We start from the raw sequence: 22,351 nt of genomic DNA, 5'->3' as shown, positions 1-22,351 counted from the left end.
CTTGGCTAAATGACCGAAAATGTGAGGCTCGTAGCAATCTGGCAGAAGCCATAGGGCAGGGGGACCGGTCAGACGAAAATGCCTGTTGAAGATCCTCGGCTCCGACGCGACCATAAAGCGACCGCGCAGCTAATGGCGGCTCCGAGCCCATATTGACCAAGAGCTCGCCACGGCTTCGCTGCGGGTGCATTTGGCCGCGCTCAGCCCAGTAATACCCCATCAAGAGGGCAAGCCCGAGCGATGCAAATGTGGATGAACATGGCTGTGGCGATGCAAATGGATCTCCGCAGGGCAGAGCTGCCCATGTTCGAGCAGCATTCCTCGGGTCGCTATACGGGTGACGAAGGCTTCGTCGTGCGAAACCAAAATCATGGCACCGTCGAAGGACTGCAGAGCGGCTTCAAAGCGGGCTTGGTTCACAGCGTCGACCCCGTTGGTCGGCTCGTCGAGCAAGATGACATCCGGCTTCATCGCGAAGAGGCCCGCAAGGCAGATGAGGCGCTTTTCGCCGCCGGAGAGCTTGTGCGTGAGGCGATCTGCAAGATGGCCCAGACCGAGATCATCCAGCGCCTGACGCGCGGTTGCTTCTGCACCGGACGGCGTTTGGCCAAGATTCAGCGGGCCGAAACTGACGTCCTCGAGAACAGTCGGACAGAACAGCTGGTCGTCGCTGTCCTGAAACAGAAAGCCGATGCGGCGACGTGCGACACGGAAATCGGCCTCTCGCCGACAGGGTATGCCGAAAAGGGACAGCGTTCCCGACGCAACAGGCTCGAGGCCGACCAGGGCCCGCAGAAGCGTTGTCTTGCCCGCACCATTGGGGCCGACAATGGCAAGCTTCTCGCCTCTGCAAAGCGTCAGACTTGCGCCGGATAGAACGGGTCGCCCGTCCCGCTGGACCGCGATGAGATTGGCGTCAATCAGGTTACCCATAACAGATCCCAAATCAGTAGGCCGCAAACGGCCGCAAGGAATAGCCCGCCCGCCAGCCAGTCTCGGCGCGCTGCGGGCGGCAAGGGAGACACCGGGACAAGACCGCGCGAGCCACGCATCCGCATGGCTTCCTCGACGCGGTCCGCGCGGGCCATGGCGCGCAAGAGTGTCATCCCGATCAGGTTGCCGTAGCTGCGCCAGGTGTGTAGCCCGGTGCGCGGAACAAAGGCACGCATCCGCATGGCGTCCTGTAATCGCGCAGCCTCGGCCCGGATCAGGCTCAGATAGCGGATCACGCCGAGAAGCAGGCGCACGAGGGCTTCGGGACAGCCCAGTCCCCTGAGTGCCAGCCCGAGCCGGACCGGTTCGACACGCGAAAACGCCGTGGTCAGCAAGAGCATTGCGGCTGTGACCTTGGCTGCGACCAGCAGCGCTCGCAACATACCTTCGCGGCTGGCACCGAAACTCCCGACTTGAAACAAGGCTTCGCCGGGGATGGTCAGCGGCAGCGTAATAAGCAATAGCACCAGAAAGGCTTCGAGATGTACGAGCCTGCGCCACGGGAATGGCCCGGGGTGCGTCAGCGTCACGGCAAGGGTCAGCCCAAGCCATGCAAACCCGGGGCCGAGATGCGCCAGCGGTGACAGGATGAAGAGCGCGCCGACCACGGTGACGAGCCGCAGGCGCAGATCAAGCGGCAGGATCATCCGCGCCGACCACGCGCCCAGAGCGCGATTCCCGCAATACCGAAGATCAGACAGAGGCCGGAAATGATATCGGTAAAGCGCATCCGCGCATCCATCTGCTCAATGCGTTCGAGCAACGGGGCGATTTCGCGAGCGACGACAGTCTGGATCGCGGCTTCGGTCACAGCTCCGTCCGGTGAAGTGGGCGGTTCACCCAGTGACGCAACTGTCGCCGACGGCGCCGTGACAACTCCAAAGCGTTCCGGTCCGAGGTCCCGGGACGCGATGTGGCCTTCACCCGAGTTGATCGTGACCGTCACCGGACCATTGATCTGGGGCGGCACCGCAAAGAGGAACCCGCCCTGGCTATCTGTCCTTCCCCGCGCCAGCTCCTGCCCGGCCATCGTCGCCGACCAATCCACATCCTGAGGTCGCCCTCCGCCGACGAAGAACCCGTAGCCCGTGACCGTCTCGCCTTCGACGGTGGCAAATACCCTCAGGCTGTGAGCCGCCACCGGACTGGCAAGCAACATCAAGACCAGCATACCCGAAATGAGGCGCGTCATGCGGAGACCTCCTCCGCGGCAACCCGTGGCCGGAGCGCCTCGGGTGCGGTCCGGGCGAGGAAAGCCAGCACCATGCCACAGATCAACGCCTCGCCCAGTGCCAGCGGTAGATAGGTAATCAGCACGATCTTTGCCGCGGGAACATAAGCAGAGGAGGACAGCCAAAGCGCCAGCGCCACCATGCCGCCGGTGCCGAAGACCGCGAATGCCGCACCGATGCCGCCGACAACCCCGGCCCGCACCGGACTTTGCGCGCTTCGAACCAACCCGCCGATCATCAACGCCATGATGTAGCCCGGCAAAGCAATGTTTAGCGCGTTGACGCCGAGCGTCGTCAGGCCGCCAAATCCGAACATGACGGATTGAAGGATCAAAGCCACCAGCACCGCCGGGAATATACCCGGCCCCAGCATCAGCGCCATAAGGGTCGAGAGCAGCACATGCACGCTCGACGGTCCCACCGGCACGGAGACAAGCGAGGCCACGAAGAACGCCGCCGAGAGGATCGCCACGCGCGGAATGGCGCGGTCATCCATGGTGCGCAGCCCCGCCGCTACGCCGACCGCCGCCAGCGCGCCGCCGCCTATCAGCACCGGCAGCGACAGCAGACCATCGGGGATATGTGCCATCCTATTGCGCCGGTTTCGTATTGACCCAGATCAGCGCACCTTCCTCGACCGGAACCTGCGTGCCGTCCGGCGCGGTCATCGGCTCGTCGCCTTCGATCAGGGCGGCAAAGCCCCACCAGCCCGATACCGGCATGGCATAGGAAAACGTGCCGTTGGCATCGGCCTTGATGACCTGCGTGATGTAGGCATCGTTCGGCGCGGTGATGCCGTGATCGTTGATGAACTCCACCTCGATCTCGGCGTAAGGCACCGGCGCGCCGCCCTTGGTGACGACCCCGGTGAAGATGTTGCCTGTCCAGAGACCGGTCGGCTGCGTCAGTGGCATGATCTCCACCGGGAAACCTACACTGTCGTCCCAGCCCTCGCCCGAGGCGAAACTGTCCACGACGACCTTGGAATAATGCACGATGTACTTGCCCTCGGCGGGTTCCCAGTAGGGTGCCGGTTCGATGTAGAAAATCGCCGCTCCCGGTTCGTCGAGTTCATGCGTCAGGCTATAGGCCATAGCCTCGCCCTGAGGCGCTTCGGCCAAATCGCCCGAAAGATCGGTCTTGGTACCACCTTTCAGCACACCGACAGCGACTGGCCGCGCCATCGACATGACCGGACCGCCCTCAAACGGATGGGTAAATACCAGATCGAGCGTCACTGCCCCGCCGTCAGGAAGCACATCCGCAGAGGGAATGATCTCTTGAAAATGCGCGAGCGCCGGTGCGGCAAGCCCAGTAGCCAGCGCACAGGAAAGAAGAAGGCGGGGCAATGTAATCATCGATTGCAGTTCCTTTTCGAGTATGATTCTTCAATAAGAAAATCATACTGCGCGATACCCTGCAACCCACGACTAGAAAATCTTCATTGTAACTCATATACTTGCTGGAAACTTTCTTTCCACGCTCGGAAAGGGCGCTTACCATGAAACGTATCACAATCACCCTGTCGGACGACATCGCAGAGGCGTTCGACGCCTACATGACCGAAAGCGGGGCGCAGAACCGCTCGGAGGCGATCCGCGACCTCGTGCGGCGCGCCATGTTGCAGCGCCAAAACGGACCGGCAGATGCTCCTTGCCTCGGAGTGGTTTCCTACACCGTCGACCAGACCACCCGGAACCTCGGAGCAAGGCTGGCACAGAGACGGCTCGATGCACATGATCGTCACGTTGCCGCGCTGTCCGTGCCGCTCGATCACACCACCGCGCTCGAGATCGAAGTACTCCGCGGCAGGCTAAGTGACGTCAGCATCGCATCCGAAGCACTGTTCCTCGAACGTGGCGTCGCCCATGGCGCGCTGTCGCTGATCCCGGTGGCCCCCAGCAAATCGCCACATGTCCACGATCAGGAAAACGATCATCCTCATAGTCACATACATGTACAGCCAAGTTTTATCGCAACCACTCAAGACAGTTGACTGCGCATTGTTGCCGGTCGGCGCATTGCGGGCTGCACGCGCAGCGAACGGCAGGAAGGTCCCGCATTGCTGCCCTTTTGCGAAAACAAGGCAAAAGGCTGCTTCCTTGAACCAAGCCGAGAACGAACCGGGGCCTAAGCCCCGATCCTCTTGATGCGGATCCCGAGCTTGCGGGCCTTGTCGACAAGGTTCTCGGTGATGCCCGAACCCGGGGTGGCAATCAGGCCCTGCGGCATGGTATCGAGCATCTTGTCGTTGCGTTTGAAGGGGGCGGCCTTGCCGTGGCTCTTCCAGTCAGGTTTGAAGACCACCTGGGTGACGCCACGGGTATCTGCCCAGCGGGCCGCGATCATCTCAGCGCCCTTGGGCGTGCCGCCGTGCAGCAGCACCATGTCGGGGTATTTGGCGTGCGTGGCGTCGAGGACGGACCAAATCAGATCGTAGGCCTGATAGTCCCCGCCCGAGAAGACGATCCGCGTGCCTTCGGGGCAGTGCACCTCGGTCTCTTTGCGGCGCTTGGCCGAGAGATAGGCCCGGCTGTCCACCACGGCAGAGGTCAAGCCGCGATGCGAGACCTTGGATCCGGTGCGGGGCAGCCAGGGTGAACCGGTGGCAGCCGAGAAATGGTCCACGGCCAGATCGCGCATCTGCTCGAAGGCGTCGCGATGGTCCCAGAGCTTGAGCCCGATGATTTGGAGGCGCTCGAGCTCGACCGAGGCGACCTCAGAGCCGTCCTGGATGGCCAGACTTTCCCGGACCTCGAATTCGTTGTCGTCAAGAATCTTCTGGATATGGGTCAGCCGGCGATGGAAAATCGAGGTGAGGGACCAGAGCATCTCTTCGAGATTGTCTTCCAACTGGCTGCCGGTGAGGAGGCCGATGGTGGTGTCAAAGAGCGTCGCCATGGCGAGCTCGACCTCGTCAGGCTGGGGCAGGGGGCGATGATCTGTCTCGCCGGGTCCCGGTGTTGCGCCGTGAAGTGCGAGGTGGTCGAGGATGGCGGAGGTCACGCCGGTGTCCTCTTGGATGTCTGTCTGATGGGGCATTGTCTGGTTCCTCTGTTTGATCTGACCCGATTTGGATGGGGCGATAACAGGACCGGCGGCGACCGGGCCGCATCCGTCAGGATCGGAGCAAAGCGGAGAACGCGCCGCGGGCCGGAAAATTGGTCCCGCGAGGAATGAGCCGAAGGCTCAGGGGAATTTTCTGGCGCGGGGCGCATTGCTGCCCGGGCGAGGGGCACTCAGCCCCGACCCGCCGGTCCATCGCTCCCCTTTTCCAAACGGGATCAGATCGAACCGGCGGAACCTTTGCCCAGTCAGGCATCCGCGAGGAGGTTGGCGGTCATCCGTCCTCGATCTCCAGACCTTGTGCCTTCATGGCCTCTAACAAGGACCGGCGCAGCGCATCTCCGCCAAATGCTCGCAGATCGTCGTTGAAATCGCCCAAATGCGACACGAGTTCACCACAGGCAATTCCAAGCGATTTTAGTTGGTTACGCAGTCTCATTGATGCGTTACGTCCAGCTTTGTCATTGTCCCGCGCGATCCAGATACGCTGAATGCCCGGCGGCGGAATGAAGAGGCCGAGATGGCTGGCGGTGAGACAGGAGGCGAGATCGAATTCCGGGAGAACGGTGCCAACCGAGAGGGTGTTCTCGAGCCCTTCGCCGACGATGAGATCGCTGCGAGGTGGGCCGGACCAGAAGCGGATGGCATGGCCGTGAAGCTGCCCGAGGATCCGTTTCGGACTCTCGATCGGGGCCAGACCGCCGGTGGACGGGTCGAGATAGACCCTTGCGCATCCGGTGATCTGGCCCCGATTATCGGTGACCTTCGCGAGCAGGGCAGGGGCCCTTTGCGGCGGATCGGCGTCGTCCGTGCCGTGCCGCAGGAAGACCCGTGGGTGATAGCGCAGGGCCGGGCCCAGCCGTGTGATGCCACGCCCTTGTAGATAGATGGCGGCTAAGGTGCCAAGCACCGGCTTGCCAGCGGCAAAGAGTTTGCGCGCCCGCGCGATGCGTTTGCTCGAGGCGGCATCTGGTTGCTCACGGGTTTTGGTGACTCGCGGCACGGCAGGGTAGGGGGCCTCGCCGAGAAAGGACCGGGCCTCCCTCAGCGTTTCCTTCAGCGTGACCGACCCAAGCCGTTCCTGCAGCAGGTCGATCAGGTCGCCATATTGCCCCGTCGCGAAATCTTGCCAGGACCCGGCCTTGCGCCCACCCTGCGCGTGGAGCCGGATCGCGAGGCTCTGGCCCTTAGCGCCAGAGGTGTCACCAATCTGCCAATAAATGCCCTGCTTGCGCCCCTCGGGGAAGTACTGGCGGCAGAAACTCTCGGCCCGGTCTGCCAGATCGACCGAGAGGTCCGCGATACTGCGCCCCGCGCTCATGCTGCGGCATCCGCTGCACTGGCGCCAACAGGATACTCTGCGAGAATCCGCGCCAGCACCTCGGTGCCATCCACCGGGATGAACACTCGCGTCTTCCACTGGATCACCTCGGTGAAACAGCCCATCGCCTTCAGTGCGGGCAGGGCCGTGCCCGACGCGCCGATGAGTTCAAGCCTCGGCTGACCCATGACCAGCGACCGGCGCAGCTGGTAGCCGCCAAGGAGGCTCAGGGTCGTTCGCGCCTCTATCACCGCGCCGAACACCTCCTGCGGCGTCATCTGGATCTGGCAGTCGAGCCCGAGCCGCGCGTAGACGTTAAAGAGCTGCTCCTGGCTGACCAGACGGCCGATGGCGCGCTCCCCGTCCTCGGTCTGAAGACGATAGATGCGCATGTTGTCAGCGGGCAGGCGATCCCAGATTGGCAGAAGAAGCCCGCAGATCAGCGTGATCTTGGAGGTGGTGAACTCCGGCACCGCTTCGACCTCGGCCTGCCAGAGCTGCTCGAACATCCTATCACCGACCTCTTCCCAGTGCGACTTCGAGAACTCGGAAAGTGCGAGTAGCTCGGTCGCGATGGGTCGTAGCAGTTTCACCCAAAGGATCGGCACACCGTCCTCATCCATGAAGGCCGGCGCCTTCACCATCAGCGCCGCGCGTTTGGAGGTCTTGTTCCAACAGAGCGTCGCGCCCTTCGTATCAGCGCAGATGGCTTTGACGCGGGGCAGGGTGAGCGGATCGTTGCGATCGGTGCGCTCCACGGTCAGCGCGGTCGCCGTCGCCCCCGTCGCCTCATGCTCGAAGATGACCTTGCGGTCGACAATCTCGAATTTCTCGGCGCGCAGAGTCTCGAGGCCGACATCCAGCGTGCCCGCCTGGCGCGCATCTTCGATGATGGCCGAAAGAAACCCGCCGAAGGCCTCGAAGATCGCATCCTGCATGTCGATCCGGAGCGCGAGACAGCGGTTCAGGAACTGCTGGATCGGTGGCAGGTTTTCTTTCATCGTGCCATCCGCCTCATCGAGCGTCAGGCCGGTCATCTCCTGGAACCTGGCGTAGGAGCAGGCCTCGATCTTGCCTGCACGCAGCTTGTAGAAGAACTGCCGCAGCGCCGCCCGCGCATAGGGGCTCTCGAGGTTGTCCTCGGCGCGGAACATGTTCTGCCCGCCCGTCTCGCGCTGGCCCTTGGTGATGGCGCCAAGCGTATCGAGACGGCGCGCGATGGTGGAGAGAAAGCGTTTCTCGCCTTTCACATTGGTCGCGACGGGTCGAAAGAGCGGTGGCTGCGCCTGGTTCGTGCGATTGCCCCTGGATCGCATTGTCGGCCTTCCAACCGGGCTCCAGCAAGTAGTGCACACGGAGGCGCTGGTTCTTTGCCCCGAGATCGGCGTGGTAGCTGCGCCCGGTGCCGCCGGCATCCGAGAAGATCAGGATGCGCTTGGCATCATCCATGAAGGCCTGCGTCTCACCGAGGTTGGAGGAGGCGGGGCGGTTTTCGACCTTGAGCCGCCCTTCACGCGTTTTCACGATGCGCCGCTTGCGCCCGGTGACCTCAGCCACCGCATCCCCGTCGAAATGCCAGAGGATCTGGTCGAGCGCGCCCTGCACCGGGGCGAGGGCCCCAAGATGCTCGACAAGATCGTCCCGCCGCCGCTCCGCCTCGCGGCAGATGATCGGGTTGCCATCGCCATCGAGGGCCGGGCGCGAACGTAGGTCGCCATTCTCGTCCGTATAGGGCTCGAAGAGCTGTGTCGGGAACGAATGCATCAGGTAGGGCACCGGATGATCTGCGGGAATGACACCGTCCTCGGCAAGCCGCTTCAGCGCCCTGAGGCGACGACCGCCGGCATCGACTGCAAAACGTGTCTCAGACAGCGCATGAACCACCAGGTTCTGTTTGACGCCCGTCTCGCGAATACTGGCGAGGAGTTCGGCGTCGTCGCTCGTGCTAGCGGCAACTTTGCGGACGTTGAGCGGGCTCGGCTCCAGCTGGTCGAGCGGGATCATCCGGATGTCGGCAGCGCCGTCAGGCGCGGCCGTTCCGGCGGCTTCGGTCTTTTTCGCGCTGGTGGGTTTCAGGCGGGTCGTGGTCTTGGCCATAGTCAGGCTCCTCGTCACGCCGGACCCGGACGAGACACTCTCTATCCTTTCAAGCCCGGCACCCGGGCTTCCCTTTCTCTGGCTCTTCACATTGCAACAGTGCACTGTTCTGCCGGCTCTGGTTTCAGCTGGATGAGTGTCTAAGTTCAGAGCATAACCAATAACTTCGAACCCGAACTCTCCTTATGGCACTCATCCAGGGACTCGGGTTGGGAAAACTAGAGAACATTGAGCAGCCAAAGCGATCCTGTTGCGCAAATCGGGCGATGGCCGAGGTTCCCCTTTCCTCGGACGGACTTATCCCACAGCTACCGTGACGGGTATGCCGAGCGCGGTGTAGCCGCTCAGGACGGCGATGCGGACCTGGAGTTCAGCGACCTGACGGTCAAAGTCCCGCGCCATAAGGCGCTGCCCCAGCAACTTCACACAGTGCATCTTCGTCTCAACGCGGCTTCGGTGGTGGTATCCGCTCCATCGTCGCCAGAGCGCGCGGCCCAGGTATCTCGTCGCGCGCAGGGCCTCGTTTCGCGCCACAGCTCCGGCGGTTATGGTCATCCATGGCTTTGCGTTCTTGCGTGGCGGGATGACGGCGTGGACGCCACGGTCAGCAATGCCGTCGTGGTACTTTCGTGTATCGTAGGAGCCGTCAGCCGTAACACCGCCGATCTGTTGGTCCACCTGGTTCTGGTTGAGCAGGCCGGGTAAAACCGGTGCATCGCCGATGTGGCTCCTGGTGACCTCGACTGCGCGAACCTCCAGTGTTTCCTCGTTGATCCCGAGATGGAACTTGCGCCAGACGCGCCGTTTGGGTCGACCATGCTTGCGGGCGCCCACGACTTTGATACACGTGCTGTCGATCAGCAGGTGCAGCGGCCCCTTGGAGCCGCGATAAGGGAAGTTCACGACCGGAGTCCTGCGGCACCGGGACAGGGTGCTGAAGTCGGGCACCGTCCAGTCGAGGCCAACCAGCCGCAGCAGGCTCTCGACGAACCCGGTTGTCTGCCGGAGCGCCATGCCCAACAACAGCTTCATGGAAAGGCAGGTCTGGATGGCAGAATCGCTTTAGGTCTGCTGCCGGCCACGTCTGCCTGTCGGCGCGGCCTCCCCGCTCATATCGGGGTCGAACCAGATCGTCAGCGAACCCCGGCGCTTGTGCGCTTCATTGTAGGCTGGACAGTTCCTGGTCTTGTAGGTCGGAGGTGTAGGTCTGCTCCTGCATCCCAGCTACCACGCTGGACTCATGAGATGAATCCCACGCGGGATTTGCGCAACAGCGCCTTGTTGCATGGATTAGTGGGACGTCGCAACACTATCATATTACGGCTCATGCATTCCAAGACCGAGACCGGAACACATTTTCCGCTCCCAGAGGCGAGCAGGTCACCGATTTTCTGTAAGTTGGAAACTAAGGGAGACAATAGAATGCCCGTCAGCTTGTTGCATAGTGAGTTTGATTTTTAAGACCGCGTATGGCGAAATCAGCGGATTGAATTTGGCACCTGAACAAATTGGCACTTGTGCCTGTCCGGCCAACCCAACCTTCGGCTATGCTTTAATGCCGTTGGTCATTAGGTTCAGAATCTGGTCACCGATGACCTCGGGAGGTTCCGGACCGTCGGGATCGTACCACTCCGGCATCTGGTTAAAGGCTGAGAACAGAATCTGGGCGAGCCTTTTAGGCGAGCATTCGCGGATTGACTTATCCTTGATACCTGCCTCGATGACCTCTTCAAGGAAATCCTGACCGTCGCGCAAGGTTTGGCGCAGTTTTTCCTGATTCTTGCCCGTGAGGTTGCGGCGCGCCTCGCGCATCAATGAGGAACCGAAATCGCTCACAACCAATGCAGCGTAGGAACGAAAAAACACATGAACCCTGTCAAGGCCATCGCCAGTTGACCCTTGTGCCGCGTCAAAGCACAGACCGACCCTTTCCAGGGAAACCAGTGCGCACTGCATTAGGATGTTTTCCTTGTTGCGGGCGTAATAATACAGTGCAGGCTTGGTCAGATCCAGTTCAGCGGCGATATCATCGAGCGAGGTTTTCTTGTAGCCGACCGACGAGAACAGACTCGCCGCGACGTCCAAAACTGCGCGGCGTTTAAGTTCCTGCTGTTCCTCGACGTCTTTTGTCTTTTTATGCCATTGGATCGCAGGCACATTTCCCTCACTATTAAGTGTGCGCCGGGCGAGAGAACTTCCCGCCCGACATTTTGGCAAGATTAGTAGTCGAGGCCCCGGGCTGCAACTGTCCATGAGCCGTTTTCAACCCTGGCCAGAATCAGCGTTTCCACCCCCTGGTGATCTTCGGGGCCAAAGCTGATTGTTTGGCCGCCGATCGGATCGACATAGCCATTGATCGCCTCGATCGCAGCCAAGAAGCCTTCGGTGGTCAGTTCGGGGCCTGCCGCTTCAAGCGCCTCGGCCAGCAAATCGATGAAAATATAGCCCAACTGCGCCTGCGGCTCCATTTTTGTCCCATAGGTCTCTGCATAGCTTTCCAGGATGCGTTTGGCCTCGCCTTCCGAGGTCGCGACATCGGCGAAGACGAAGGGCGAAACCAGATAGAGCCCTTCCATTGCACCGTCTGCCGCCTTGGCCACAGCATCCATGTAGGGGACCATGCCCGTGACGAAGATCGGTTCGAAACCGAGCTTCTTCGAGGTGGCAACGGTCAAGATCGTGTCCTTGACGCTGCCGGCGTTGAAGACGATGTCGCAGCCTGCATTCTTCAAGGTCGTGACCGAAGACACCATGTCGGTCTCTGTGGCCGCATGCTCGGTTTTTGCAACGATCTCCATGCCGTATTCATGTAGCTGCTGTTCGACGCCAAGCGTCATCGACTCGCCCGCCTCGTTGGCGATCTGCGACACGCAGGGAGTCACAAACCCGCCATTGTCATGGAAATAGGCTACCGCCGCACGGAACTGCTCGGTATAGTTGCGAAAAAAGGCGTATTTCATCGGGTGCAGCGGCTCTGCCATCTCGGGCGCCGCGGTCATGGGAAACAGGTTGGGAACGCCGGCGTCCAATTGCTGCGGCATGACCGCGAGGTTCATCGGTGTTCCCAGCGCGCCGACCATAGCAAAGACCCTGTCGCGGCGCAGCAGTTTGTTGGCAGCCTGAATGGCGCGCGGCACCTGATACTGCGTGTCCTCGATCACGATCTCAAGCTGGCGACCGTGAATGCCGCCCGCGGCGTTGATCTCGTCCACGCGCATGCGCAGTCCGTTGGCTTCAGGTACGCCCCAGACAGCCAGCGGGCCGCTGAGATCGGTATAGCTGCCAAGCGTGATCTTATCGTCGGTCACGCCCTGCGGACCAGCAATGGCCGCACCGGTGACCAACGCGGAGAGCGCCAGTGCAGTTGCAAAATTCTTCATGATTTCCTCCCTTTCAAGTTTCAGTACATAGTTTCAATGAGGTCTTTGTATTTACGCTCGACCTCGTTGCGTTTTAGCTTCATCGTCGGCGTGAGCTCCTCGTCCTCAGCCGTCAGAAGCACATCGATCAGTCGGAACTTCTTCACTTGTTCCACCGGCGAGAATCCGGCATTCGCACGGTCCACTTCTTCGCCGATCAACTCGATGATCGGCTCACTTTCGCAGAGCGATTTGTAGTTCGAGAACGGTATGCGCTTGTCCTGGGCGTATTTCTCGACTGGTTCCTGGTCGATCATGATCAGCACGGTCAGGTACTTACGCTTGTCGCCGATGATCACGGCATCCGAGATGTAGGGCGAGAATTTCAGTTCGTTCTCCAGCTGCGACGGCGTGATGTTCTTGCCGCCGGCGGTGATGATGATGTCCTTCTTGCGGTCGAGAATGGTCAGATCGCCATTGTCGTCCATCTTGCCGACATCGCCAGTATGAACCCATCCATTCACCATGGTCTCGGCGGTCTTTTCCGGCTGGCTCAGGTAGCCAGAGAAGTTTGACCGCGCGCGTATCAGGATTTCGCCATCCTCGGCCAGTTTAACCTCTACGCCACGCATGGCCCGCCCGATCGAGCCGATTGGAGACTGGCCGGGCACGGTGGCGGTGACGATACCAACTTCGGTCTGGCCATAGGCTTCTTGCACCGAAACGCCAAGCGCGTTGAACCAACTGAGCAGCCGCGCCGAGATCGGTGCCGCGCCTGAGACGATCGTATGCGCCCGCGCCAGACCCAGTTCGACGCGGATGTTTCGCAGTACAAGGAAATCGAGCACTCTGTGCGCAAGGCCAAGGCTCAGCGGCACCTGTTTGCCCTCTGCCAATACCACCGCACGCCGTTCGGCCACTTTCAGCGCCACTTCATAGGCGAAGCGGCCAAAGGCTGTGGCTTCATTCATGATGAAACTGATGCGGGAATAGAACTTTTCCCACACCCGCGGCACCGCGAAGATGAAAGTCGGGGCCACCTCCTGAATATCGGCGTTAAAGGTCTCGCCGCTCTCGGCAATGTTGATGGTGATGCCATGCCGGATCGGGGTCGCGACCGAGATGATGCGCTCGGCGGCGTGGCACAGCGGCAGAAAAGTCAGGATCTCATCACCCGGGCCCAGCGCCATTTCCGGGTGGTTGTCGGCTTGCGCCAGAAAGAACCGGTGCGAGATCATCGCGCCTTTGGGCGCGCCGGTGGTGCCCGAGGTATAGATCAGCGTGGCGATATCCTCGCCGTTGCCGGCATCAATACGGGCTTCGAAGGCGGCATGCATGGCAGGGCCGCCATCGGCGGCAAGCTCGAGGAACGCTTCCCATCCCATGACTTTGTCGTGAGAAAATCGGCGCAGACCTTCCATGTCATAGACAATGACCTTTTCGATGCCGGGAACCTCGTCCTGCATCACTAGGTATTTGTCGAGCTGTTCCTCGTCCTCGACAAACAGAACCTTGGCACCGCTGTCGTTCAGCTGATAGGCAACCTGGTTTTCCTGCAAAGTCGGATATAGCCCATGAACCACCGCACCGATGCACTGAATGCCAAGGTCGGAAAACACCCATTCCTTGTTGTCTTCGCTGATGATCGCCACAACATCGCCGGGCTTGATCCCCAGCGCCATCAGCGCACAACCTGCCTGACGGGCCCGATCATAGTAGTCGGTCCAAGTGTACTCTTCCCAGATGCCGAAATCCCTTTCGCGGATAGCGATTGCAGATCCGAATTCCCTGCAGTTCTGCCGAAACAGCTTGGGTAGCGTGTCGCAACCGTCGATTTCCAAGATGGGCGGGGTCCAGTCTTGTGGAAAGATGTCGTTCATCGCCAGGTCTTCCTTGCTTTCCAGCGACGGTCACCCCGCGCGCTGTCGGCTTTGATGCCAAGGTAAAATTCGCGGATGTCAGCGCTGTTCATCAGCATGTCGCGCTCGCCTTCTATGACGATTCGCCCGGTTTCCAGCACGTAGCCGAAATCGGCGGCCGGCAGCGCGACGCTAGCATTCTGTTCCACCAACAGCATGGTCATGCCTTCCTCGACATTGATCCGCTTGATGATCGTGAAAATCTCGGAAATTAACCGGGGTGAGAGACCCAGCGATGGCTCATCCAGCAGCATCAGGCTGGGCCGTGCCATGAAGGCGCGGCCCAGGGCCACCATCTGCTGTTGCCCACCCGATAGATAGATCGCCTGCTTGTCGATAAACCCACGCAGGACCGGGAACCAGCCCAGTACCTTTTCGAAATCGCGCGCCACCTCGTCGCGGTCTTTGCGGCAATAGGCGCCCATCATCAGGTTGTCTTTCACCGACAGAAGGGCAAAGACCTCACGTCCTTCGGGGCTGTGGGCCACACCGGTGCGGGCGATCGCATCCGGGTCCAGACCAGTAATGGCCTTGCCCTTAAAGGTGATTTCCCCCTTGAACGGATCCAGCGCACCCGAGATGGTTTTCAGGATGGTGGTCTTGCCGGCGCCGTTCGATCCCATGACCGTAACCACAGTGCCTTCGCGCACCGACAGGCTGACACCACGGATGGCCATGACGCGGCCATACATTGTTTCGACATTGCGGACTTTCAGAACTTCGCTCATGCCGCTTCACCCCCTAGATAGGCTGCCTGCACATCGGGATTGTCCTGCACCTCAGAGGCGCTGCCGGTGGCCAGGAAACGGCCTTCGTTGATTGCCAGAACCTTGTCTGAGACCTTGTTCACCAGCTTCATGTCGTGCTCGATCATCACCACGGTGATGCCAAGATCCTCTCGGATGTCTTCGATCACAAAGGCGGTGTCTTCGGTTTCCTCGGTGGTCAGCCCGCTAGAGGGTTCATCCAGCAACAGGATCTCGGGGCTGGCGATCAGCGCGCGCGCCATTTCGGTCTTCTTGCGCACGCCGTATGGCAGGTCGGCGACGCGGGCGTGACGGTAGCCTTCGAGGTCGAGGAATTCGATAACCTCTTCCGCCTTGCGGCGGTGTTCCAATTCCTGGCGCAATTGGCCGGGCAGGAATAACAGCTCGCTCAGCGGCGAGAACCGCCCATGCCGGAACCGGCCGATCAGCAGATTATCCAGAAGCGAAGCATGCTCGAACAATTCGATGTTCTGGAACGTGCGGGCGATGCCGTGGTTGATCACTTCGTGGGGCTTGGCCCCCAGCAGGCTTTCGCCACCAAATCGGATATCACCATTGATCGGATCATAGATGCGGCAGATCAAGTTGAAGACCGTGCTCTTGCCGGCACCATTGGGGCCGATGATGGTGAACACCTTGCCCGGTTCCACCGAGAAGCTCAAATTGTCGACGGCCTTTAGCCCACCGAATGCAAGGGATACGTTTTCGACTTCAAGCCAGCTCATTTTAGACGCTCCGTCTTGAGGAAGGTCTTCTGCCGTTGGAAGCTGCGCCGCTTGTACATCGGGAAGACGTTGAAATAGTGATGGATTTTGACCCAGCGGCCAAACAGCCCGTCGGGTTCGAACAGGATGAAGCCCAAAAGGATCAGGCCGAAGGCCAGGCTATCGAACCCGCCGGATGTGGCGATGGCACCGGGTATGATCACCTTGACCCAGCTCAGGGCGGTGGGCAGCAGCACGATAAAGAACGCGCCGAAGATGGCCCCGTGGATGGTGCCGATCCCGCCGACAACGATCATCAAAAGTAGACGAATGCTCTCGCTCATGCCGAAGGTTTCCGGCGTGATATAGTAGAATGCATGCGCCAGCAGCCCCCCGGCCAGACCGGCGAACACCGCCGACAGGAAGAATGCATATGCTTTGTAGAAGGCCACATTCGTGCCCAGCGACCGGGCCGAAACCTCGCTGTCGCGGATCGCAATAAGGGCACGACCAGACCGTGTGCGCAACAGATTGCGCGTCGTCAGGATGGCGCCAACAAAGAGCCCGAGGTTCAACAGGTAGGTGTTCCAGCTCTGGTCGATGGCGATGCCGAAGATGTCTATGCCCGGCACTGGCAGGCCGCGATGTCCGCCGGTCAAGTCACCGCCACCGCCGATCAGCCGTTCAGTCACGATGGCGATCGAAAGTGTAGCGATGGCGAGATACAAGCCATGCATTCGCCCGCAGATGCGCCCAATGGCCAACCCGAACAGACCAGTGATCAGCGCCGCAAAGGGCAGCGACAGGATCCACGGCACACCATAGCGAGACAGTAGGATCGTGTGGGCATAGGCCCCGATGGCGACAAAGGCGGCCTGCCCGAAGCTCACCTGTCCCGAGAACCCGGTCAGGATCATCAGACCCAGCCCGGCGATGGCATAAATATAGACAAACGACAATTCGTCCAGGAAGTAGCCATCAAGAAACAACGGCGCGGCAAGCGCGATACACAGGAACAGCAGATACCAGAAGGCCTGTGTACGGTCGCGAAACAGGCGGATGTCCTGCTTGTAGGATTTGCGAAAGAGTACGCGCATGGGCCTATACCTTCTTTGCGTAGATTTGTGCCAGCAGACCCTCCGGCCGGATCAGCAGCACCATGAACATGATCAGATAGGCGCCGATCCCCTTGAAGGTTGGGAACATGATGTCGAAGAACGGCTCGGTCACGCCGATCAACAAACAGCCCAGAACCGCGCCGGGGATCGATCCAAACCCGCCTACAATGGCGCCTGCAAAGGCTTTGAACCCGACAAATCCCATCTGCGTCGAGACCAACGTGACCGGGCCCAGAAGTAGGCCTGCGATGGCGCCAAAGATCGCGGACATTGCCCAGATCGACGAGGTCAGGCGCTTGACAGGGATGCCCATATAAAAGGCCGCCAGCTGGTTCAGGGACAAGGCCTGCATGGCCACACCCTGGCGGGAATAGCGGAAGAACGCGTAAAGCCCGCTAGCCACGATGGCGGTCACCAGGATCGCCAGAACGCTGGACCAGCCAATAATGACCGGTCCAAGAGCCAGATTCCCCTCGATCGGATCTGGCAGGGAATAGTTACCAAAGCCCCATACAATCCCGGCAACAGCCCGCAGTGCAATTCCCAGCGCCAGCGTCAGGATAAAAACGGTGAACACCGGCTGTCCGGTGAGCCGCCGCACAACAAGCACGTCGACCCCGTAACCGAACCCGCCCATGAACACGAGCGTCAGCAAGGCTCCCAGCCAATAAGGCAGCCCCCAAAGCACGATGAACTGATAGCCAACAAAGGCCCCCAGCATCATGAACTCGCCTTGGGCGAAATTCACCTGCTCGGTGGCCTTGTAGACCAGCACCAGGCCGATGGCGATCAGGCTATAGAGACAGCCCTGTGACAGTCCGACCAGCAAAAGCTGTACGGCGTCAGCGAAACTCAGACCGGTCATATGGCGGCCCTCCAATGCTGCAGGATTTCGTTCGTTTCGACGAAGCCGGCGTCACCGGATGTCGGAATGTATGGCCGGGTATGTGAAAAGCGAGGGGCCGGGGCGGGCATTTCGATGCCATCTACAGTGAGAACGCTCTCGTGTGCCCGGCTGTGCAGATGCACCGCTGCGTCAGCCAGAGGCACCACCGGTGCAAAGCAGGCATCTCTGCCTACTAGCACGTCATACCATTCAGCCTGTGTCCGGCTCAGGAACAGGTCGGTCAGGGCCTCGCGCAAGGCCGACTGCGCCGCGGGCGCAATCCCGGCCATTTCGATGAATCGAACACCTTTGAGAGGGCCATTACGATTCAGCATCGCGTCACCTCGCCTGCAGCCGCGTGGCCGCATCCAAACGCAGGGTGGCACCGTTCATGTAGCTGTTTTCGATCAGAAAGGCACAGGCGTGGGCGAATTCTTCCATCCGGCCCACCCGCTTGGGCGCCTCGACGCTTTCTTCGAGCGAGGCGACGACCTCATCACCGAGGCTCATCACCATCGGTGTGCCAAAAAGTCCCGGTGCGATGGCGTTGATGCGGATGCCTTTCGGCCCCATCTCACGCGCGGCAGGCAGGTTGAGCCCAATCACACCGGCCTTGGACGAGGCATAGGCAGTCTGCCCAATCTGGCCCTCATAGGCCGCTCCGGACGAGATATTGACAACCACACCGCGCTCCTCCCCGTCTTCGGGCGGGTTCTCCAGCATCCGCGCGGCGCATTTGCTCATTACGTTGAACGTGCCTACAAGGTTGATCTCGACCGTGCGACGAAAGGCATCGAGCGAGGCAGCCTGGCCCTCGCGGTCGACCACCTTCATCGGGCTGACCACACCGGCGCAGTTAATGGCGACATGCAGCGCGCCAAAGCGGTTGATCACGGCCGCGATGGCCTCCGACACCTGCTCGTCGCTGGTCACGTCCACCTGCCGGAACATGGCCCGCTCCGCGCCCAACCGTGCGGCCAACGCCGTACCCTGCTCCATGTCACGGTCGAACATGGCCACCTGTGCGCCCAGCCCGTGCAGATATTCTGCCGTCGCAGCACCAAGCCCGGAGGCCCCGCCTGTCACGATAACGGTCTTGCCTTCGATCTTCATGACTTGAGCCCTTATTTGAACGCGGCCACACCGGTCAGGGACCGGGCGATCAGCAGTTTCTGAATCTCGGTGGTCCCGTCCGGGATCGGTCCAATGATCGCTTCGCGGGCCAGACGTTCGACGATGAACTCGCGGGTCACGCCGTTGCCGCCATGGATCTGCACCGCCTGCCGCGTGGCGCTCACCGCAATCTCAGTGCCATACCACTTGGCCATGGCACATTCTGTGTCACAGCGCTCATGGCGGTCGATCATGCCGGCGGCGCGATGGGTCAGCAAGCGCGCGGCGTCGATCTCGGTCGCCATCGTGGCGATCTTGTCGGCAATCATCTGATGCCCGGCGATCTGCTTACCATGCTGATTGCGCTCTTGCGCGTAACGGATGGATTCCTCCAGCGCCCGGCGCGCCAGCGCGATGCCCCACATCGCCATATGCACCCGCGCGCGTTCGAACACGACCAGGGTCTGCTGCAACCCCCACCCTTCTGCACCGATGGTGTTCTCGACCGGTACTCGCACCTCATCGAGGAAGATCTGCGAGGTCGACTGTGCATTCAGGCCGATCTTGGGAATATCGAGGGTTTCGAAACCGTGTTCCTTGCGGTCGACAAGTATATGTGTCAGCCCCTCGCCGGTACTACAGGTACAGATCAGGAAATCGGCAAAGCGCCCGTTCGATATCCAAGTCTTCTCGCCCGAAATCACCCAGTCGCCGCCATCCTTGCGGGCACGGGTCTTGACCGCTGCCACGTCCGAGCCGACGCCCGGTTCCGATATGCCGATAGCCACGGATGTTTCACCTGCCAGAAGCTGTGGGATATAGCGCGCGCGTTGTTCATCGGTGCCAAGGCGAAGCAAAAGGTCGGCGCCCACCACGTTGATCAGGATCGGCAACGCAATGTCCATCGCCGTGACGCCGACCTCTTCGAACAGCATCAGGTGCGTGGACCAATCGAGCCCCATGCCACCCACCTCTTCTGGATGGGGTGCCGAGGTCAGACCGAACTCGGATAGCTGCGTGAGGAACCCCTGGATCACCTCTTTTTCAAACGGAGCGTCCTTGACCTTCTGGTATTCCGGTTCGATCTGGTCATCAAGGAAGCGGCGCAGAATATCGCAGGCCATTGCCTGTTCTTCAGTCTTGAACATCTTGCTCTCCTATCGTGCGAGGATCAGAACCGAGGCCACTGCCTCTTCGATCCCGATCAGCCCACCGCCGTTTTCGGCAATAGCCACCTTTGCCCCTTCAACCTGGCGCGCGCCGCATTCGCCGCGCAGCTGGCTGACAAGCTCATACACCTGCCCCAGACCGGTGGCGCCGATCGGGTGGCCTTTGCACTCCAGCCCGCCCGACGGGTTGACCGGCACACGCCCGCCAATCGTGGTCTCGCCACGTTCGGAGGCAGCCGCGCCCTCGCCAAAAGGAAAGAGGCCAAGATTCTCAATCTGGATCAGTTCGCCCACGGCGGTGGCATCATGCACCTCGGCGACCGAGACGTCCTCGGGTCCAAGTCCGGCCTTCTCATAGGCGCGCCGGGCCGCCTTGGCAGTCAGATGGTTTTCAAAGTCGTCGCCATCCCGGTCCGACCCGGTCTGTATCACGCTGGCACGCAACTCGATGGCGCGATCTCGGGAAATGCCGTGGCGCTGCATGCCCGCTTCGGTCATCAGCACGGCCGCTGCACCGCCATCGCTCATCGGGGCGCACATCGGCAGGGTGAGCGGATAGGTGATCGGCGGCGCGCCGAGCACGTCGCCAACAGTGTAAGGATTGCGGAACTGCGCTTTGTCGTTTTCCACCGAGTGCATGTGGTTCTTGGCAGCGATGGCCGCGAATTGCTCCTGTTTCGTCCCGAACAAGCGCATATGTGCGCGAGCAAAGGCGGCGTAGACGGCCATGAAAACGGAATAGGGTTTTCCGGACTCGCTGCCTTCCGGCAAATCGATCCCATGCCCCAGCGCAAGCAACCGCTTTTCATTCTCCTCGGCGGTCGCCAATTCCCAGCCAGAGTCGAAAAAGCTGAACATCTTGGCCTTATCACCAGTCCACATCTTCTCGGCTCCAACGGCCAGCGCAACATCGCCTTCGCCCGCCTTCAGAAACTGCGCAGCTAGGTTCAGGGCGGTCGATCCGCTGGCACAGGCGTTTTCGACGTTCACAACTGAAATTCCCTCGATCCCAATATCGCGAAGGGCGATCTGGCCCGGGATCATCAACTGCCCTTCCAAATGCCGCTGGGTGGCGTTCGAAAAATAGGCGGCCTCGATTGCATCGGCAGCAATCCCGGCATCTTCCACGGCTCCGGTGACGGCCTCGCGGGTCAACGACTTCACAGTCGCTCCCTCCAGGCGCCCCATGCGCGTCATCGCCACACCGGTTATGTAAACCTTATCCATCTGGCCCTCATCAGGTTCCGGCAAAAACCGGTTTTCGTTTCTCGGAGAACGCCGCCAGCCCTTCTGCTGCGTCATTCGATGTCAGGTGGTCGCGCAGGACCGACAATTCCCAGGCCAGAGCCTCGGTTTGCGGCATCTCGACGGAGGCATTGGCGACCGCTTTCATCCGCGACAGAACAAGCGGGCTCTTTTCGGCCAAGCTTTGAGCAAAGGCGTCGAGGCGGGCTTCAAGCTCGTCATCGGCAACCACCTCTTGCACCAACCCCATGCGCAGCCAATCGCACGCCGGCAGACTACGGCCGGAAAACAGCAGGTATTTGGCGTTTGGCAGACCAATCAGAGAAGGAAGCACGGCAGCGCCTCCGGCCCCCGGAAAAACACCGAAATTGGCATGCGCATCGCCAATCTTCGCGCTTTCGGCAGCGATCAGAACGTCGCAGCACATCGCCAGTTCCAGCCCGCCCGCGACGGTAACCCCGTTTAGACCGGCAATGACGGGTTTGGGAAAATCGCGGAGCGTCTGAAAAACCTCGGCTACGGCATCAAGGAAATCACCTTCTTTGGACCGCTCCTGTGACAGACCCGCCTGCACCGCCTTGAGATCGGCTCCCGCACAGAACGCCCGGCCGCTGCCGGTCAGCACCACAACGCGCAGCTTTTCGTCACGACGAATGCGCTCAAGCGTCGCCCCAAGCTCCAAAATCATGTCCCGCGAAAGAGCGTTCAACTCGGTAGGTCTATTCAAACGCAAGCAGGCCGCCGATCCCCGCGTTTCCAAAATGACATTTACATGTTTCATTATTTCACCTTTTACTGACCAGTAAGTAATGCAAAAAGATGCACCGGTCAACATAGAAATATTTCTTCTTTTTCAATAGCTTGAAAAAACACTTCGGGAGACGGACGCAAAGCACCCGCCAAGTTCAGGAACCGCCTCGGTGTCATCTTCAGAGTCGATCGCGGTATTCGCGAAAGAAGTCAAAGCATGATTGATGCCTTGGCAACGCCCGCTTTTCTTGCTGCGATGCCGCTGAAAATGACACCCAATGCGTTGCTGCAGCTGCAAGCGTGAGGGATAGAGTTTTTCCGGTCTGGGCTCAATCCGGCTATTCGATGCCTCTAACCAACGGCTTGAAAACAACAAAAGGGCCGCCCTAAGGCAATCTTCGCTCATTCACACCTTCGTTTGTGCCTTGTTGCTTAATCGGTGGGACGTCACAACACGCCCTTTCCCGTGTAATCTATGCGACGCGTGTCAATCGGCATTGAAGTTTGACCCCCTATCGGCATCCAATATTGACCCCCTTGGTGGTGAGCAGGCCCGGCGCTGCGTAGCCCTCACATAGCGCAGCGGCGGCGGGCCTGCGGGGTTTCGGGTTG

21 protein-coding genes and 2 pseudogenes are annotated in these 22,351 nt (G+C 60.5%); 1 reads left to right on the top strand and 22 read right to left on the bottom strand.

The genetic code is table 11. The annotated features are described in order from the left end of the window. Positions 1 to 219: 219 nt before the first annotated feature. From FCT00_RS00120 to FCT00_RS00100, 5 genes are read right to left on the bottom strand one after another with little or no spacing between them, the layout of a single operon-like run. Positions 220 to 933, bottom strand: a complete 714-nt coding sequence (locus FCT00_RS00120; protein ID WP_138421412.1) for an energy-coupling factor ABC transporter ATP-binding protein — start codon at positions 931 to 933, stop codon at positions 220 to 222. Then, a complete protein-coding gene (locus tag FCT00_RS00115; RefSeq protein ID WP_138421411.1) occupies positions 921 to 1,640 on the bottom strand; it encodes an energy-coupling factor transporter transmembrane component T family protein in 720 nt (239 codons plus the stop codon). Before FCT00_RS00115 ends, FCT00_RS00120 begins: the two co-directional genes overlap by 13 nt. Next, positions 1,637 to 2,185 (bottom strand): cobalamin biosynthesis protein CbiL, encoded by a 549-nt coding sequence (locus FCT00_RS00110; RefSeq protein ID WP_138421410.1) that lies wholly within the window; start codon positions 2,183 to 2,185, stop codon positions 1,637 to 1,639. The genes FCT00_RS00115 and FCT00_RS00110 overlap by 4 nt, the downstream gene beginning before the upstream one ends. Then, on the bottom strand, positions 2,182 to 2,814 hold the full coding sequence (gene cbiM / locus FCT00_RS00105; protein WP_138421409.1) for a cobalt transporter CbiM: 633 nt from the start codon (positions 2,812 to 2,814) through the stop codon (positions 2,182 to 2,184). The genes FCT00_RS00110 and cbiM overlap by 4 nt, the downstream gene beginning before the upstream one ends. Before the next feature lies 1 nt (position 2,815). Further along, positions 2,816 to 3,583 (bottom strand): DUF4198 domain-containing protein, encoded by a 768-nt coding sequence (locus FCT00_RS00100; protein ID WP_138421408.1) that lies wholly within the window; start codon positions 3,581 to 3,583, stop codon positions 2,816 to 2,818. A 143-nt stretch (positions 3,584 to 3,726) separates the two neighbouring features. On the opposite strand from FCT00_RS00100, the gene nikR reads away from it, so the two are divergent. Then, on the top strand, positions 3,727 to 4,221 hold the full coding sequence (gene nikR / locus FCT00_RS00095; RefSeq protein ID WP_138421407.1) for a nickel-responsive transcriptional regulator NikR: 495 nt from the start codon (positions 3,727 to 3,729) through the stop codon (positions 4,219 to 4,221). Positions 4,222 to 4,355: 134 nt separating this feature from the next. Here nikR and FCT00_RS00090 read toward each other — a convergent pair whose 3' ends face one another. The 17 genes and pseudogenes from FCT00_RS00090 to FCT00_RS00005 all read right to left on the bottom strand — a co-directional run bounded on the left by FCT00_RS00090 (position 4,356) and on the right by FCT00_RS00005 (position 22,145). Continuing rightward, positions 4,356 to 5,267, bottom strand: a complete 912-nt coding sequence (locus FCT00_RS00090; RefSeq protein WP_138421406.1) for a DUF2493 domain-containing protein — start codon at positions 5,265 to 5,267, stop codon at positions 4,356 to 4,358. 298 nt (positions 5,268 to 5,565) lie between these two features. After that, the gene (locus tag FCT00_RS00085) at positions 5,566 to 6,612 is read right to left on the bottom strand and encodes a DUF7146 domain-containing protein (protein WP_138421405.1); all 1,047 of its coding nucleotides are present in this window, start codon (positions 6,610 to 6,612) and stop codon (positions 5,566 to 5,568) included. After that, positions 6,609 to 8,709 (bottom strand): annotated as a pseudogene (locus FCT00_RS21560) (strawberry notch C-terminal domain-containing protein). Before FCT00_RS21560 ends, FCT00_RS00085 begins: the two are co-directional and overlap by 4 nt. A 297-nt stretch (positions 8,710 to 9,006) precedes the next feature. Further along, positions 9,007 to 9,933 (bottom strand): annotated as a pseudogene (locus FCT00_RS00070) (IS5 family transposase). A gap of 321 nt (positions 9,934 to 10,254) precedes the next feature. Beyond that, entirely contained in the window at positions 10,255 to 10,866 is a 612-nt protein-coding gene (locus FCT00_RS00065; RefSeq protein ID WP_171042836.1) for a TetR/AcrR family transcriptional regulator, read from the bottom strand. Between the two features lie 62 nt (positions 10,867 to 10,928). After that, entirely contained in the window at positions 10,929 to 12,089 is a 1,161-nt protein-coding gene (locus tag FCT00_RS00060) for an ABC transporter substrate-binding protein (protein WP_138421403.1), read from the bottom strand. A 20-nt stretch (positions 12,090 to 12,109) separates the two neighbouring features. Next, positions 12,110 to 13,948, bottom strand: coding sequence for an AMP-dependent synthetase/ligase (locus tag FCT00_RS00055; protein WP_138421402.1), 1,839 nt, complete (start codon positions 13,946 to 13,948; stop codon positions 12,110 to 12,112). Further along, on the bottom strand, positions 13,945 to 14,715 hold the full coding sequence (locus FCT00_RS00050; protein ID WP_138421401.1) for an ABC transporter ATP-binding protein: 771 nt from the start codon (positions 14,713 to 14,715) through the stop codon (positions 13,945 to 13,947). The genes FCT00_RS00055 and FCT00_RS00050 overlap by 4 nt, the downstream gene beginning before the upstream one ends. Further along, on the bottom strand, positions 14,712 to 15,479 hold the full coding sequence (locus tag FCT00_RS00045) for an ABC transporter ATP-binding protein (protein WP_138421400.1): 768 nt from the start codon (positions 15,477 to 15,479) through the stop codon (positions 14,712 to 14,714). The genes FCT00_RS00050 and FCT00_RS00045 overlap by 4 nt, the downstream gene beginning before the upstream one ends. After that, on the bottom strand, positions 15,476 to 16,555 hold the full coding sequence (locus tag FCT00_RS00040) for a branched-chain amino acid ABC transporter permease (protein WP_138421399.1): 1,080 nt from the start codon (positions 16,553 to 16,555) through the stop codon (positions 15,476 to 15,478). Before FCT00_RS00040 ends, FCT00_RS00045 begins: the two co-directional genes overlap by 4 nt. A gap of 4 nt (positions 16,556 to 16,559) precedes the next feature. After that, the gene (locus FCT00_RS00035; RefSeq protein WP_138421398.1) at positions 16,560 to 17,441 is read right to left on the bottom strand and encodes a branched-chain amino acid ABC transporter permease; all 882 of its coding nucleotides are present in this window, start codon (positions 17,439 to 17,441) and stop codon (positions 16,560 to 16,562) included. Continuing rightward, complete coding sequence (locus tag FCT00_RS00030; RefSeq protein ID WP_222481103.1) at positions 17,438 to 17,797, bottom strand: CoA transferase; 360 nt, start codon at positions 17,795 to 17,797, stop codon at positions 17,438 to 17,440. Before FCT00_RS00030 ends, FCT00_RS00035 begins: the two co-directional genes overlap by 4 nt. 4 nt (positions 17,798 to 17,801) lie before the next feature. Further along, positions 17,802 to 18,575 (bottom strand): SDR family NAD(P)-dependent oxidoreductase, encoded by a 774-nt coding sequence (locus FCT00_RS00025; protein ID WP_138421396.1) that lies wholly within the window; start codon positions 18,573 to 18,575, stop codon positions 17,802 to 17,804. 11 nt (positions 18,576 to 18,586) lie between these two features. Next, a complete protein-coding gene (locus FCT00_RS00020; RefSeq protein ID WP_138421395.1) occupies positions 18,587 to 19,723 on the bottom strand; it encodes an acyl-CoA dehydrogenase family protein in 1,137 nt (378 codons plus the stop codon). A gap of 9 nt (positions 19,724 to 19,732) precedes the next feature. Further along, on the bottom strand, positions 19,733 to 20,971 hold the full coding sequence (locus FCT00_RS00015; RefSeq protein WP_138421394.1) for a thiolase family protein: 1,239 nt from the start codon (positions 20,969 to 20,971) through the stop codon (positions 19,733 to 19,735). A 10-nt stretch (positions 20,972 to 20,981) separates the two neighbouring features. Then, complete coding sequence (locus FCT00_RS00010; RefSeq protein ID WP_138421393.1) at positions 20,982 to 21,770, bottom strand: enoyl-CoA hydratase/isomerase family protein; 789 nt, start codon at positions 21,768 to 21,770, stop codon at positions 20,982 to 20,984. A 72-nt stretch (positions 21,771 to 21,842) separates the two neighbouring features. Beyond that, positions 21,843 to 22,145 carry a hypothetical protein gene (locus tag FCT00_RS00005; protein WP_138421392.1) on the bottom strand — a complete coding sequence of 101 codons (303 nt, stop codon included), beginning with the start codon at positions 22,143 to 22,145 and terminating at the stop codon, positions 21,843 to 21,845. Between the last annotated feature and the right edge of the window lie 206 nt (positions 22,146 to 22,351).

Source organism: Maritimibacter alexandrii, assembly GCF_005871115.1.
GTDB lineage: Bacteria > Pseudomonadota > Alphaproteobacteria > Rhodobacterales > Rhodobacteraceae > Maritimibacter > Maritimibacter alkaliphilus.
Note: the sequence above shows the minus strand (reverse complement) of the source record. Positions and strands in the feature narration are given on the sequence as shown.